Genomic DNA, 14,697 nt, shown 5'->3' on the forward strand with positions numbered 1-14,697 from the left:
TCGATTCGTCCCAAGAGTTTTGTCCATCATGAAAAAACGGGTTTTTGATGTTGTCATTGTCGGCGGTGGTATTTCTGGCTGCGCTTTGACCTATACTTTAGCAAAATACAGCGGTATCAAATCCATCGCTGTACTCGAAAAATATGGCACACTTGCGCCACTCAACTCGAATGCACGTAGCAATAGTCAAACCCTGCATTGCGGTGATATCGAGACCAACTACTCTTTGGCCAAAGCCAGCCAAGTAAAACGCCAAGCCAATATGCTGGTGCGTTATGCGGATCAAGTCGAAAAAAATAACTTCATTTTCAAGTTCCCAAAAATGATTTTGGCGGTGGGCGAAAAAGAATGTGAAGTACTGGAAAAACGCCACCATGAGTTCGCTGAAACCTTTCCTTATATGCAACTTTGGGATGCGGAAAAAATTGCGGAAGTTGAACCGGCGGTCGCCTTGGTTAATGGTCAACCTCGTCCAGAAAAAATTCTTGCGTCAGGCTGTACTGATGAATACAGTGCGGTGAACTATGGCAATTTATCGCGCTCATTTATTAATTCCGCGCGTAAATATGCTAGTGACATTTCGATCAATTTAAGCACCGAAGTCAAACGCATTAAAAAATTTGAAGACCATTACGAAATTACCACGCCACAAGGCACATTTATGTCGCGTTTTGTGGTGGTATCTGCCGGGGCGCACAGTTTATTGCTTGCCAACCAGCTTGGTCACGGTTTAAAAATGTCGATTCTACCGATGGCTGGCAGTTTTTATTATGTGCCGAAAATGCTGAACGGTAAGGTCTATACCATCCAAAACGACAAGTTACCCTTTGCCGCGTTACATGGTGACCCTGACTTGATCGAACCTAATAAAACCCGCTTAGGTCCAACTGCGTTAATGCTACCAAAACTAGAGCGTTACACTGGCGGCACCTATTGGGATTTCTGGAAAAGTTTAAAGCTCGACTTTAAAGTGCTCAAAGTCTTTTGGGACTTAATGAAAGACAGCGTGATTCGTAATTATATTTTCCGCAATTTCGCGTTTGAAATTCCAGGCATTCGACAAAAACTATTTTTAAAAGATGCGCGTAAGATCATTCCAGGCCTGCAGCTCAAAGATCTCAGCTTTGCCAAAGGCGTCGGCGGCTTACGACCACAAGTGATTGATAAAGTCACCGGCGAACTGAAACTCGGTGAAGCCAGCATCGTGCCGGAAAGTGAAAACTTGATTTTCAACATGACACCCTCACCCGGCGCAACCACTTGTTTGTACAACGCTTATCGAGATGCCCGTATTGTCTGTGAGTCTTTAGGCATTGAGCTGCATCGCAAACAATTGGTTGATGACTTATTAGATGGTCAAGACCTGTTCGAATAACCCAATTCCCGTTACTTTGGTGACGGGGTTATTGGGTAGCGGAAAAACAAGTTTAATCAAGCACCTGCTTGCACACAAACCCTCACAAGCACGCTGGGCACTCATTATCAATGAATTTGGCGATATTGGCATTGATGGTGCGAGCTTAGCGTCACAAAACACACCTGTATTTGAAGTCAATGGCGGCTGTATCTGCTGTAGTGCACAGGCCAATCTGGCGAAGGCACTAAACCAAGCCCGCCGACTTGAATCACTCGACCGGCTGATTATCGAACCAACAGGAATTGGCCACCCGGCTCAAATTATTGACCTGCTTCAACGCCACCAAAGTACGCAAAACTTTAAATTACAAAACACGTTTTGTGTCATTGATATGGCTAATTTTAGTTTAGAGCGTTATCAAAAATCGGCGGTTTTACGCGACCAAATCAGCTTAGCCGATTACCTGGTGCTCAATAAAACAGATTTAATTTCCAACCAACAATTGGCACAAACCAAAGATTTTCTACAAAGCCTGAGTCCGACAAAATCTGCCATTATTTCGACTCAACACGCTAAAATTGATCTTCATTGGTTAGAAAAAACACCCACCAGGCCTGGTTTTAGCTTGCTGGAAGCACCTGCTCATCAAGCGAAGCTTAGCCAAACTGTTGACGCTGAAAGCCAATTGCCCGAAGTCATTCGTGTCCAAACTCAGGTTGGCGCAGTGAGCAGTATCGGCTGGATTTTTACACCCAACCTGCTCTTCAAGCGGCCAGCTGTTAAGCAATGGTTCGACACGCCACCACCAGGCCTGGTGCGAGCAAAAGGCTTAATACGCATGGGCAAACAATGGCAACAACTTAATTGGGTAAACGGCCACCTCAGCCTTAAAGAGCAAGCTTGGCGCGCCGATAGCCGTTTGGAGTTATTGTTTGACCATGAGATTGATCCCCACACCACCTTTCAAGCGCTAGAAAAAAGCCTGACAAATCTAATACAAATTCGTGACCTATAAGCCAAAGCTTGTTATTATCTCCAATCCACTAAAATCAATAACACGCGCAGCATAGAATTCTATCTCGCGGTTAGGCAACAGAAGGAAATTGCATGACCAAGCACATGCCCGATATCGCGTGCCAACCCCACCAGGGCCCACAAGGTAAATTAAATTGGGTCGGAATGAGCGGCATAGAACTGCCCGTTCTGGTTCAATCTAAAGATGAAGCTATTCGTTTATCATCTCGCACTCAAGCCTACGTCAACTTAATTGACCCTCAGAGTAAAGGCATTCATATGTCTCGACTCTATTTATTACTGGACGAGATGGCGGTTCAGCACACCTTATCGCCTGCACGGATTCAAGCCATTTTAAGCAAATTTATTGAATCCCACCAAGGTTTAAGCGATCACGCTTTTGTTGAGTTCCGCTTTGATTATTATGAGCGCCGCGCTTCCTTGCTGAGCAACAACTCAGGATGGAAACACTATCCAGCCACCTTTCGAGGTGAATTAAAGCAAGGGCAATATAGCTGTGAAGTCACCATTGAAGTGCCTTACTCGTCTACCTGTCCTTGCTCAGCGGCTTTATCACGCCAACTGATTCAACAAGCCTTTGAAGAACAATTTTCGCAAACTGAAAGTTTAGATTATCAACAAGTGTTGGAATGGCTGGGCACGCCGGAAGGTATTTGTGCGACACCGCACAGTCAGCGCTCTTATGCGCAGATTAAAGCAAACATCTCCAACATGACCGAGTTTGATTTTTCAAGCTGGATTAATATCATTGAAAACAGTCTTAAAACCCCCGTGCAAGCGGCGGTTAAACGCGAAGACGAACAAGAGTTTGCACGCTTAAATGCCAGCAACTTAATGTTCTGTGAAGATGCCGCCAGACGTTTGCAAGCCACCATGGACGAACAAACACAAGTGAGTGATTACTGGTTACGTGTGAATCACTTAGAAAGTTTGCATCCGCATGATGCAGTCGCCGTGGTTACGAAAGGGATTGAAGGCGGTTATATCGACGACCCCAACTTAATGGGATTGATTAACTAACTTGGTGTCCTGACACCTAGATAAAATAATGAGAACGAGCGCTGGATGTAAAGTCCAGCGCCATACTCATACTACGACTAAGCCGTCGTATTGATGTTTTGCCCAAGGTTCGCCGGCAACTTCGAAGCTGGCACGGGAGCAATCCCTTCCAACAACGTCATCACCGCATCCGTTTGAACATCCATGGACTTTTTCAGCATCGTTACCTGAGCTTCCTGCTTCGCATAAGCCTGACTTTGCGCCATAGTACCAGCGACCATGCCGCCTGCGGTAACACCTTCTGGTATAGCCATGTTAACTCTCCTTTTTATCGCTGTCTTTAATGGTCTCGTCTGGTGATTTTTCCATGTCCGAGTCTTTTACAAGCTGATGGTCGTCACAGCGATGCCCCAACCAACCACAGCCACATTCAGGTACCGGATCAACACCACCCGGATTAGCCGGATGACAACGTCCAATACGCCGAATTGACAACCAGAGGCCGTAAATCAAACCGTGCTTTTGCAAGGCTTCCATCGTGTAATGTGAACAGGATGGATAGAAACGACATCTGGGCCCGAGTAGTGGGCTAATAAAGAGCTGGTAAATGCGCACCAGCCCAATTACCAGCCACTTAAGCGGATTGTATTTTTTCAGGGTTTGCCACAGACTCATTTGCGCTCGCTTGTTGAGGATTAGGAGTCTTTAAGTCTAGCAAACCACTCAATTCTTGATGCAGGTTTTTGACCCGCTCAAACCAACCTTCACGGCTGTCTTGTTCTGGAAAACGTTGCGCCAAGGTACCTGCCATCATGTCATCAAACATTTTCTGTGCTTGGGCAAACTGCTCATCTAAGCGTTCAATCGCCGACTGCCAGGCCTGCAAATAAGGCGGCAAATCTTTAACACCCGGTTTGTCTTGCGCAGCCTCTGAATTTTGTACCTGCTGATATTGTGCCGCTGCGCTTTGCTGATAACTGGCGGCTCGCATTTCAGTGCGTGTCATATCTAGGCTAAAGGATTGGATTTGACCGAAATCCACTTGCAATTCGACCGCCTGCTGAAAGGCTTGTTCAATGTCACCGTTATAAAAGGTGTTGGCAAGCTGATCAACCTGAGCAAACACATCAAAAATCGCCCCCAGTTCGGCTTCGTTTAAGTCACCCTGCACACTAATGCCAAAGCGTTCTTCAAACGCGGTCATTTCCATGGCTTCGCGCGACTCAAAATAACGCACACCTTTTGGCCCCTCTTGCATGGCTTGCTGGCGATTAAATTCTTGGTATTGTGCATAAATCTGACGAAAATCAACCGTTACCTGATCGCCTTCCTTGGTCGTAAGCTGCATGCTCATCGTATTGGAATATTGATAGGCTGATTGATAACGCTGCATCGATGCCACCGACATACTGGCTTTATCAAAACCTTGTGCGCTGGGTTCAAGACGGCTTGAACCCGCACGATCCATCGCCGTTTTTTTTGGCTGTTCATTCGACAAATCAACAAGACTCAAAGGTGACTTATGGCCACCTTGTCCAAGCACCAGGCCTGGTAACGGTGCGATTGACATACAATATCCTTTCTGGCCAATGAAGTGTTTTAACGCTAAGCACTTCATTTTTAGCATTTTATTTTTTGGTTTGTATTTTATTTAGCGGCCAGCTTCAGTTTTGCTTTAGATATTTCTAAAGCTCGCTCGGGATTTGGCATAATATGAGCATCTCGTAAGATTGAAGGGGCAGAATTATGAACGCAAAAATTGCATTTATCGGTGCGGGCAATATGAGCCGAAGTTTAATTGGCGGTTTAATTGCCAGTGGTTATGATAAGTCACAAATACTCGCAGCAGATCCAAACCCCGACGCTTGCCAAGCGGTCATGCGAGACTTTGCTATCACCTGTTTTGAAGACAATCACCCAGTCACCGAGCAAGCCGACATTTTGGTCTTGGCGGTTAAACCACAACAGCTCAAAGTCCTGTGCCAGCAATTACAAACCAATGTGCAAAACAAAAAACCACTGATTATCTCGGTTGCGGCCGGTGTTCGCAGCCATGACATTAATAACTGGCTTGGCGGCCAACTGGCTGTGGTTCGCGCTATGCCGAACACACCAGCTTTAATTCAAACTGGCGCTACCGGATTATTTGCCAATAGCCAAGTAACCGACACACAACATAGTCAAGCAGAAGAAATTCTTCGTGCAGCTGGCTTGGCTATTTGGGTGAAAGAAGAAGAAAAACTGGATGCCGTTACCGCGCTATCAGGGAGCGGCCCGGCTTATTATTTCCTGTTTATGGAAGCGATGGAAGCAGCGGGCCAGAAACTCGGGCTAGATAAAAAAACCGCACATCTCTTAACCCTGCAAACGGCTTTTGGCGCGGCAAAAATGGCGCTTGAAAGCTCGGATGATTGCGCGACCTTGCGCCGTAAAGTAACCTCACCCAACGGAACCACTGAAAAAGCCATCCACAGCTTCGAAAACGACCATTTAGACCAAATTATTGAGCGTGCCATGCAAGCGGCAAAAACTCGCGCTCAACAACTTGCCGATGAATTAGGAGAAGAATAATGGGTTCACCTGTCGATCAAGCCGGTTTGTTTTTACTGCAATTTATAGCAGGCCTGGTGATCTTTGTTTTAGTTTTGCGTTTTTTAATTCGCGCCACCTACACAGATTGGCGTAATCCAATCGTGATGTTTATTGCCAAAGTAACAAACCCAATATGCAAGCCGTTTGCAATTTTCCTGCCGTCTCGTGGACGCTGGGATTTTGCGGCACTGGGCGCGGCGTTTACTGTCCAGCTTATTTTTGTTTTGCTTATCGGCTGGTTGAGTGCTCGCGATTTTGGCTTGGTGTTTATTCTATTAAGCGCTCTAACCGAAATACTGAACGTGTTGCTCGACATGCTGTTCTGGTTAATTATTATCCAAATTATCTTGAGCTGGATTGATCAAGGTCGCAATCCCAACCTGGATATATTTCGCCAATTAACCGCCCCAGTTTTAGCACCATTCCAACGCCTGGTTCCACCAATGGGTGGTTTCGACCTTTCCCCTATTGTTGCAATCTTGGTGATTAAGCTTTCGCAGATATTAATTGTCGGTTCGATCGCGCAGCTTGCACAATCTATGGTGTAAAATAGCACCCATGAAAAGCTCAATCGGACTCGTTACCCCAAAAACCTTACATATTGATGAACCGCTGGCCTTAGTCAGCGGTGCTGTGCTACCTCAATATGACCTGGTTTATGAAACCTATGGCTCGCTGAATGCCGAAGCGAGTAATGCCATTCTGATTTGCCACGCACTCAGTGGCGATCATCACGTAGCCGGATTTTATGAAGGCGACGATAAACCCGGCTGGTGGAATGATTACATCGGCCCAGGCAAACCGATTGATACAGACGAGTTTTTTGTTGTCTGTTCAAACAACCTAGGAAGCTGTCGCGGCTCAACCGGCCCAACTTCCCTCAACCCTGAAACCGGCAAGGTTTTTGGTAGCGACTTCCCGATTGTGACTTGCCGAGATTGGGTGCATAGTCAAAACCAATTACGCCAACACTTAGGAATTCAACAATGGGCCGCGATCGTCGGAGGCTCAATGGGTGGCATGCAGGTCATGCAATGGGCGATTGATTATCCCGACAAACTTCGTCATGCCGTCGTAATCGCCGCCGCGCCCAAGCTAAGCGCCCAAAATATTGCCTTTAACGAAGTCGCACGTCGCGCCATTATGACCGATCCTGAGTTTCATGAAGGACGCTTTATTGAAGCTGGCACCACACCGAAAGGCGGGCTAGCACTCGCTCGCATGCTGGGGCATCTAACCTACTTATCTGACGACATGATGGGCGCCAAATTTGGCCGAGAACTGCGAGCCGATAAACTCAAATATAGCTTTGAAGTAGAGTTTCAAGTCGAAAGTTACTTACGTTATCAAGGTGAAAAATTTGCGACCAAGCAAAACTTTGATGCCAATACTTACTTGCTTATGACGAAAGCTTTAGACTATTTTGACCCAGCGGCCGAATTTAATAATGATCTAAGCCAGGCTTTTGCCAACACAAAAGCCCAGTTTTTAGTGGTGTCCTTCACGTCTGATTGGCGCTTTTCACCGGCACGCTCGCGTGAAATTGTACGAGCCCTGCTGGACAACAATTTAAGCGTTAGTTATGCCGAAGTTGAGTCCGAACATGGGCATGATGCTTTCCTGTTGCCCAATACCCATTATGAAGGTATTTTTCACGCTTATATGTGTCGCATACTAAAAGAGATACGTTCAACATGAGTCTGACTATCACCCCCGAATTTAAACTTATCTCTGATTGGATCACACCAGGTTCCCATGTATTAGATTTGGGTTGTGGTGACGGTACCTTACTCACCTATCTCCAATCTACCCGTCAAGTGCGGGGCTATGGTATGGAAATCGATCCACAAAAAAATATTAAAGCCGTTATAAATGGCATCAACGTCATCCAAAGCAACCTAAACAGTGGGGATTTGAACGAGTATTTTGATCCTCACAGCTTTGATTTCGTCATTATGACTCAAGCACTACAGGTTGTTAGTCGCCCGGATCTTCTGCTTGACCACATGCTGACGGTTGGCAAAGAAAGCATTATTACCTTCCCAAATTTTGGTCATTGGAAAATGCGCGCCCAGCTTTTATTTAAGGGCCGCATGCCTGAAACCGACACTCTCCCTTATCATTGGTACGACACGCCCAATATTCATCTTTGCACCTTTAATGATTTTGAAAGACTCTGCGAAGAAAAAGGCATTGAAGTCATGGCTCGCACCGTCGTAAACAGCCAACACCAAACCAATCTAGGTATGCGATTATGGCCAAATTTACTTGGGGAAGTTGCCCTTTACAAGGTAAAAAAGCGTAATTAAGATAAAAGGCCGCTGTTATTTTTTACAAATATTGCCTATACTGGATGGCAATAAAATAAAAATATGCTGGCACTCCATCACTATGTCTCGATCCTCTAGAAATGCACGACGTTTTTTTCGTATAGAAATGCCTGTGCGCTATTTCATTACGGCTTGCGCGCCCGTGTTTGATCGTGACATCTATACGACTGGCGCAAAATACCACACTCCCTTCGTTCATAAACAACTCGCCGATCAAAAACAAAAAACACTGGAATCACTAAATCATATTCAAGATCAAAAAGAGGTCTTAACTGATATTTTTATAGATATCATCCGGCGCCTAGAGTTTTTTGGCGAATGCTGTGAAATGATTGCCAGAGGTCATAATCCAAAACTCAACAAAGTCATGTGGCAAGACTTAGTTAGCCATCAATCCGGATTTACCAAAATCAAACCGCTTGAACAATCCTCCCCAAAAACCTACCAACACCTTAAAACGATCGAAGACAAATACTTATTTTTCTTAAATCAAATGATTGAGAGTATCTCAAACTCAACAACTGATCATTTTTATGCGCCAGACTACTTACCTCATGGGTTTCGCATTGACGAACTCAGTCAGATTTTTGGCGATGCCAAGTATGACAGCATTCCACTTGTACAATCCATTTTGCATAGCGCTGAATTCATTACCACACACACCGAACTCTTCCGACGCATTCATGACGACCACTGTTTACGCCAGAACCCTACTGACTGGCCAGAAGAAATAGCTAACGTCAGTGCCTGCGGTTTAGCGGTATTAACTGAAAAAAGTTTTGACATTCACCAACGAGTACATGTGCATTTATATTTTCCGGAAGCTGAAAAAGTGCTAAAGTTTGATGGGGTGATTGTTAACATTCAAGGTGAACCACTTGGACGCCTTGAGCGAATGGCGATGAACTTTGAGTTTCCAGACAGTAAAGATCAAGCCTTTTTACATACCGAAATTCAGCGCTACGAAATCCAAGAGTGCTTAAATTTTAAGCTTTAAATAACGAGAATTTATTATGCCCGGTACAAGTCACCAAGTTGAAACCGGTTTTATCGGTGAACTCCCTCTAAACTTAAAACCACCAGCTGAAGATCTGCTCAAATTTAGTACGTTAAAGCAGTTGATCTTAATGCGTAAGCACGGCATTGATGATTTTTTCCAAAAGACTTACCCCTTCGTCAACGACACCGAGTGGCTCGACATTATTGACAAAGTCATGCTCACTAAAGTGTCTTATTTTGAGCTGAGCGATCGTTTTACTGCGGCTCAAATGAACAAAATCCTCGAGATTTCTCGGTTTGCCCTTAAACTGCCCAACGAAAGCGCTCAAAGCATGTATCAAATCACCGAATATCGCTACCCAGTGTTTGCCAAGGTAATCAAAAACCTTATGGCTATATGTCAGAAGAAGGTCAAACAACAAGCCGCTTAACCAGGCCTGGTCGTCATTTAATTTATTGACGCTAACGTTAAGGGTGCGTACAAGGAGTTTAAATGTCTATCAAAGACTGGCACGTCCACGATCAACCACGCGAAAAACTGATTGAATTTGGCGCCGCCAGCTTAACAGATGCTCAATTGCTCGCGATATTTTTACGTGTTGGGGTAAAGGGTAAAAACGCGGTCGAACTCGCGCAAGACCTACTTGATCATTTTGGCGATTTACATAGCTTGTTGCATGCCGACCAAGCCGACTTTTGCCAGGCCAAAGGTTTGGGACTGGCTAAATATGCCCAACTGAACGCGGTATTAGAAATGGCTCGGCGACATTTTGAAAGCGGTCTAAAAAAAGGCGAAGCTTTTCAATCACCAGAATTAAGCGCTCAGTTCTTTATGAATCAAATCGGCCATCAACCACGTGAACAATTTGCTTGCTTATTGTTGGATCAGCAACATCAAATGATTCATTTTGAAACATTGTTTTATGGCACCGTCAACCAAGCCAGTGTGCATCCGCGCGAACTGGTTAAACTTGCACTCAAACACAATGCCGCCGCCGCAATCGTGACACACAACCATCCTTCTGGTCTACCCAAACCTAGCGAAAGTGACCATCACATTACACAACTCATTAAACAGGCTTTAACACTTGTCGATGTTCGATTACTTGATCACGTTATTTTAGGCGATCATGGGCGCTGGCACTCAATGGCGCAGAACGGGCAGATCTAGCCACGGACCGATTTTTCGATTTAACCGAATTAAGTCTTGCATTCAAGTCAAGATTTGTGGATAATTCCGTCTTCTTGTTTTTAGGTAAAGTTTCTTTACCGTAATTTAGAATTCTTGAGCAAGCGGGTTACTTCTTGCTCTGAAGTTTTCATCGTTAATGAATGGATATAGGGGATTGAGAGATGTCTAAAGTTTGCCAAGTCACAGGAAAACGCCCTGCGGTCGGTAACAATGTTTCCCACTCTCACCGTAAAACACGTCGCCGTTTTTTGCCAAATTTGCAAGCGCACCGTTTTTGGGTTGAATCTGAAAACCGCTTTGTAAAACTACGCGTTACACCAGCTGCTATGCGTACAATCGACAAGAACGGAATCGAGTCAGTGCTTGCAGATATGCGCGCACGTGGTGAGAAGGTTTAATTAGGAGACGGTTATGCGCGATAAAATTAAGTTAGTCTCATCAGCAGGTACCGGTTATTTTTATACTACGGATAAAAACAAACGTACCATGGCTGGAAAATTTGAAATCAAGAAGTACGATCCAGTGGTTCGTAAACACGTCTTGTTCAAAGAAGCCAAAATCAAATAATTTTGCGAAAAATTTTGATTTAGCCTAAAAAACCGACCTAGTGTCGGTTTTTTTATATCTAGAAATCCATCCTCTTATTATGGTTTAATCATCCCATTAGCCAACTACTCAGATACTTTGATGCTTAAACTTTACTCTGCTACACAAGCACAAGCCATTGACCGCCATGTCATCAAGCAACTTGACTTAACCGGTTTAAGGCTTATGAAACGAGCGGCAGGCTTTGCCAATCAGTTGATACAAAAGCAATGGCCGCAAGCTCAACAGATTTATATCCTCTGTGGCCCGGGCAACAATGGCGGTGATGGCTATGCATTAGCTAAAATCGCTCATATTAATGGCCAAAAAGTCGACATTGCCCAGATTGGGCAACCGCCAATAGAAGGCGATGCCGCTCAAGCGCGCCAGGAAGCCGAAGCACTCGGCTTAATCGCGGCCGACTTTTCCGCTCAAAAACTAATGCAAGCTGATCTAGTGGTGGACGCTCTATTTGGTATAGGTTTAAACCGCCCGCTTGAAGCCCCTTGGAACCAAATTATTGATGCGATTAATATGGCTCAACGCCCAATTCTAGCACTCGACCTGCCCAGTGGCTTGGATGCCAACACAGGTCAGGTTCTCGGCAGCGCAATACAAGCTCAACATACGGCGTGCTTTATCGTACAAAAAATAGGCCTATATCTGAATGATGGCCCGGATCATACTGGTCAAGTCCATCTCGGCGACTTACAACTGCCTATTGAATTACTTGATGGATTTACCCCTCTGGCAACCAGCTGGGAGCAAGACGATTTACCTTCAATTAAAAGGCGACGTAATACACATAAAGGCACTTACGGCTCCGCATTATTAATTGGTGGTAATTATAATATGGTCGGGGCTTTAGCTTTGGCGGGTAAAGCCTGTTTGCGCTCTGGGGTGGGTTTGTGCAAACTTGTCAGCCGTGCCGAACACCAGGTAGCGCTCAGCCAAATACAGCCTGAACTCATGTGTTACCAAAGCGCCGACTTCCACCGTTTAGCGATTAAATCAGATGTCATTGCCATCGGCCCTGGACTAGGAACGGATAGCTGGGCGTGGAACTTGTACGAAGAAGTGTGCAAAAGTAACCGCCCCTTAGTGCTGGATGCGGATGCACTCAACTGTCTGGCGCTTGAGCCTTTTCATTACGAACGTTGGATTCTGACCCCTCACCCAGGCGAAGCATCACGCTTACTTGAACGTCCAACCCATGTAATTCAAAACGATCGCATTAGCGCGATCCAAGCACTACACAAACGTTACGGCGGCGTCATCGTTCTAAAAGGCGCAGGCAGCTTAATTTATGATGGCCAAAATATGGCTTTATGCCGTTCCGGTAACCCCGGCATGGCGGTAGGTGGTATGGGGGATGTGTTAACCGGCCTTATTGCTGGTTTAGTTGCACAAGGTTTTAGTCTGTTTGAGGCGGCTCAACGTGGCGTGGAGCTACATGCTAGAGCCGGCGACAAAGTAGCACAAAGCCGTGGGCAATCAAGTTTACTACCATCCGATATCATTGACCTTTTATAAGCCTTCACGCATAGTATGGGTCATTCACTCAATTTTTGGTTAAAGGACAGCAAATGCAGATTAAACTCGGCATCGTAATGGACCCGATTGAACACATAAAACCCTATAAAGACAGCTCGTTTGCCATGCTACTCGAAGCGCAAAGACGCGGTTACGAGTTATTATATATGCAACCGCAAGATATCTATGTGCAAAATGCTGAACCCTTTGCCATTACCAGCGAACTTAAAGTTTGGGATCGAAATGATGGCCAATATTATGGTTTTGGTGCATCTAAAGCCACCCCACTAGCTGAGTTAGATATTATCTTAATTCGTCAGGACCCACCCTTTAACAACGATTATCTCTACTCAACCCATATGCTAGAACTGGCTGAAGCACAAGGCGTATTAGTGGTCAACAAACCTCAAAGCCTGCGAGATGCCAACGAAAAACTGTTTGCCAACTGGTTTCCACAATGTACACCACCCACCCTGGTGAGTGCGCAAGCCGATCTACTCAAAACCTTCGTCGCCGAACAACAAGACACGATTTTTAAACCCCTCGACGCCATGGGTGGCGCATCCATTTTCCGTGTTAAACAGGGCGACCCGAACCTGAGCGTGATTATTGAAATCATGACCGATCATGGTCAGCACCATATTATGGCTCAGCGTTATTTGCCCGAAATCAGCGCGGGTGACAAACGCATTCTGTTAATTGATGGCGAACCCATACCCTATGCATTAGCGCGCATTCCACAATCTGGTGAAACACGTGGCAATATTGCGGCCGGTGGCCGAGGCGAAGGCATTGAACTGACCGATCGTGATCGTTGGTTATGCCAACAAATTGCGCCAAAGTTACGTGAAAAAGGCCTGATTTTTGTTGGGTTAGACGTGATTGGTGAATATGTTACAGAAATCAATGTAACAAGCCCTACTTGTATTCGTGAGCTTGACAGTCAGTTTGGACTGAACATTGCCGGCACCCTATTTGATTGCTTAGAATCAAAAATCAACCAAAAGACATAATGCTTTTTTTTCAAAAAACCTTAAATTTCGGCCACTTAAAACACGCCTTATTTTACAGTGGCTTGTGGGTACTCAGCCTTGGTTTAACAGCTTGTGATGCGCCTCAAAATACAACCCAACAAAGCTTTTATGTATTTGGCACAGAGGTGCAACTCCTCATAGTAGGGGCTGAACCGCACCAGGCAGAACAAGCGATACAGGCTATCGAACAACGTTTTCAAGCTTTTCACCATGAATGGCATGCTTGGGAAAAGGGCGGCATTGTAAGCAAAATCAACCAAGCGATTGCCAATCATCAGGCAATCGAAGTGCCCGATTCCGTAAAAACCTTCATTCAAACCAGTCAGAAACTCAGCGCTCAAACCGACTATTTATTTGATCCGGCTATAGGTCAACTCATTAATATGTGGGGGTTTCACTCTGAAGACTGGCATGGTCCACCCCCGCCTGAAGCTCAGCGCCAGGCCTGGTTGAGTAAGCGTCCTTCGATAAAAGATATCTATTTCAAAGAAAGTCAATTAGTCAGTCGCAATCCAAATGTGCAGTTAGACTTTGGCGGCAATGCCAAAGGCTTAGCGCTCGATATCGCGGCGCAAACCTTAGCCGATGCAGGCATTAAGAATGCGCTCATTAACATTGGTGGCGATATCAAAGCATTAGGATTTAAGAAGCACCAGGCCTGGTCAATTGGCATTCAAAATCCCAATAATCCAAAGCAGGCGATCGCTAAACTACAAGCCCAAGCAGGAGATAGCATTTTCACCTCCGGCACCTACCAGCGTTATTTCGATTGGCAAGGTCAAAGATTCAGCCATATTATTAACCCCAACACGGCCTGGCCAGCTGACAGCTTCGCTTCGGTCACGGTGATTCATGAAGATGCCATCACCGCTGATACTGCCGCCACCGCTCTTTTGATTGCTGGTGAACAAGATTGGGCGCGTATCGCCGACCAACTTGGGGTCGATGCCGTGTTTATTGTTCATCGTGATGGGCGCATAGATATCACACCAGCGATGCAATCACGATTAATCGATCTTAAAAACTAAACAGCGAAACCTC

18 protein-coding genes are annotated in these 14,697 nt (G+C 45.4%); 15 read left to right on the forward strand and 3 right to left on the reverse strand.

The features are described 5' to 3' along the window. The first annotated feature begins 28 nt into the window (after positions 1-28). The 3 genes from VIM91_RS09405 to folE2 all read left to right on the forward strand — a co-directional run bounded on the left by VIM91_RS09405 (position 29) and on the right by folE2 (position 3,412). Positions 29-1,375 (forward strand): FAD-dependent oxidoreductase, encoded by a 1,347-nt coding sequence (locus VIM91_RS09405; RefSeq protein ID WP_331864606.1) that lies wholly within the window; start codon positions 29-31, stop codon positions 1,373-1,375. Beyond that, positions 1,353-2,372, forward strand: coding sequence for a CobW family GTP-binding protein (locus VIM91_RS09410; RefSeq protein ID WP_331864570.1), 1,020 nt, complete (start codon positions 1,353-1,355; stop codon positions 2,370-2,372). The genes VIM91_RS09405 and VIM91_RS09410 overlap by 23 nt, the downstream gene beginning before the upstream one ends. Positions 2,373-2,464: 92 nt before the next feature. Then, positions 2,465-3,412 carry a GTP cyclohydrolase FolE2 gene (gene folE2, locus VIM91_RS09415; RefSeq protein WP_331864571.1) on the forward strand — a complete coding sequence of 316 codons (948 nt, stop codon included), beginning with the start codon at positions 2,465-2,467 and terminating at the stop codon, positions 3,410-3,412. Between the two features lie 77 nt (positions 3,413-3,489). Here the strand turns inward: folE2 and VIM91_RS09420 are convergent, their stop codons facing one another. The 3 genes from VIM91_RS09420 to VIM91_RS09430 are packed head-to-tail and all read right to left on the reverse strand — an operon-like array spanning position 3,490 to position 4,961. Continuing rightward, positions 3,490-3,705, reverse strand: a complete 216-nt coding sequence (locus VIM91_RS09420; protein WP_331864572.1) for a YjfB family protein — start codon at positions 3,703-3,705, stop codon at positions 3,490-3,492. Between the two features lies 1 nt (position 3,706). Continuing rightward, positions 3,707-4,066, reverse strand: a complete 360-nt coding sequence (gene yidD / locus VIM91_RS09425) for a membrane protein insertion efficiency factor YidD (protein ID WP_331864573.1) — start codon at positions 4,064-4,066, stop codon at positions 3,707-3,709. After that, the gene (locus tag VIM91_RS09430) at positions 4,026-4,961 is read right to left on the reverse strand and encodes a hypothetical protein (RefSeq protein WP_331864574.1); all 936 of its coding nucleotides are present in this window, start codon (positions 4,959-4,961) and stop codon (positions 4,026-4,028) included. Before VIM91_RS09430 ends, yidD begins: the two co-directional genes overlap by 41 nt. Positions 4,962-5,137: 176 nt before the next feature. Between VIM91_RS09430 and proC the strand changes: the two genes are divergently transcribed. The 12 genes from proC to VIM91_RS09490 all read left to right on the forward strand — a co-directional run bounded on the left by proC (position 5,138) and on the right by VIM91_RS09490 (position 14,684). Beyond that, on the forward strand, positions 5,138-5,962 hold the full coding sequence (proC, locus tag VIM91_RS09435; protein WP_331864575.1) for a pyrroline-5-carboxylate reductase: 825 nt from the start codon (positions 5,138-5,140) through the stop codon (positions 5,960-5,962). After that, positions 5,962-6,531, forward strand: a complete 570-nt coding sequence (locus VIM91_RS09440) for a YggT family protein (RefSeq protein ID WP_331864576.1) — start codon at positions 5,962-5,964, stop codon at positions 6,529-6,531. The genes proC and VIM91_RS09440 overlap by 1 nt, the downstream gene beginning before the upstream one ends. A gap of 10 nt (positions 6,532-6,541) precedes the next feature. Continuing rightward, positions 6,542-7,681, forward strand: coding sequence for a homoserine O-succinyltransferase MetX (metX, locus tag VIM91_RS09445; protein WP_331864577.1), 1,140 nt, complete (start codon positions 6,542-6,544; stop codon positions 7,679-7,681). Positions 7,682-7,689: 8 nt separating this feature from the next. Then, positions 7,690-8,292, forward strand: coding sequence for a methionine biosynthesis protein MetW (metW, locus tag VIM91_RS09450; protein ID WP_331864607.1), 603 nt, complete (start codon positions 7,690-7,692; stop codon positions 8,290-8,292). An 82-nt stretch (positions 8,293-8,374) separates the two neighbouring features. Further along, positions 8,375-9,310, forward strand: coding sequence for a PilZ domain-containing protein (locus VIM91_RS09455; RefSeq protein WP_331864578.1), 936 nt, complete (start codon positions 8,375-8,377; stop codon positions 9,308-9,310). Between the two features lie 16 nt (positions 9,311-9,326). After that, complete coding sequence (locus tag VIM91_RS09460; RefSeq protein WP_331864579.1) at positions 9,327-9,743, forward strand: hypothetical protein; 417 nt, start codon at positions 9,327-9,329, stop codon at positions 9,741-9,743. 62 nt (positions 9,744-9,805) lie between these two features. Beyond that, entirely contained in the window at positions 9,806-10,483 is a 678-nt protein-coding gene (gene radC, locus VIM91_RS09465) for a RadC family protein (RefSeq protein ID WP_331864580.1), read from the forward strand. A gap of 182 nt (positions 10,484-10,665) precedes the next feature. Next, positions 10,666-10,902: a 50S ribosomal protein L28 gene (gene rpmB / locus VIM91_RS09470; protein ID WP_029933738.1), complete on the forward strand. Its 237-nt coding sequence runs from the start codon at positions 10,666-10,668 to the stop codon at positions 10,900-10,902. A gap of 13 nt (positions 10,903-10,915) precedes the next feature. Continuing rightward, on the forward strand, positions 10,916-11,071 hold the full coding sequence (gene rpmG, locus VIM91_RS09475; RefSeq protein ID WP_029933737.1) for a 50S ribosomal protein L33: 156 nt from the start codon (positions 10,916-10,918) through the stop codon (positions 11,069-11,071). 120 nt (positions 11,072-11,191) lie between these two features. After that, positions 11,192-12,622, forward strand: a complete 1,431-nt coding sequence (locus tag VIM91_RS09480; RefSeq protein ID WP_331864581.1) for an NAD(P)H-hydrate dehydratase — start codon at positions 11,192-11,194, stop codon at positions 12,620-12,622. 53 nt (positions 12,623-12,675) lie between these two features. Then, positions 12,676-13,635: a glutathione synthase gene (gene gshB, locus VIM91_RS09485; protein WP_331864582.1), complete on the forward strand. Its 960-nt coding sequence runs from the start codon at positions 12,676-12,678 to the stop codon at positions 13,633-13,635. Further along, a complete protein-coding gene (locus VIM91_RS09490) occupies positions 13,635-14,684 on the forward strand; it encodes an FAD:protein FMN transferase (protein WP_331864583.1) in 1,050 nt (349 codons plus the stop codon). Before gshB ends, VIM91_RS09490 begins: the two co-directional genes overlap by 1 nt. Positions 14,685-14,697: the final 13 nt, after the last annotated feature.

Source organism: Thiomicrospira sp. (assembly GCF_036568485.1).
GTDB lineage: Bacteria > Pseudomonadota > Gammaproteobacteria > Thiomicrospirales > Thiomicrospiraceae > Thiomicrospira.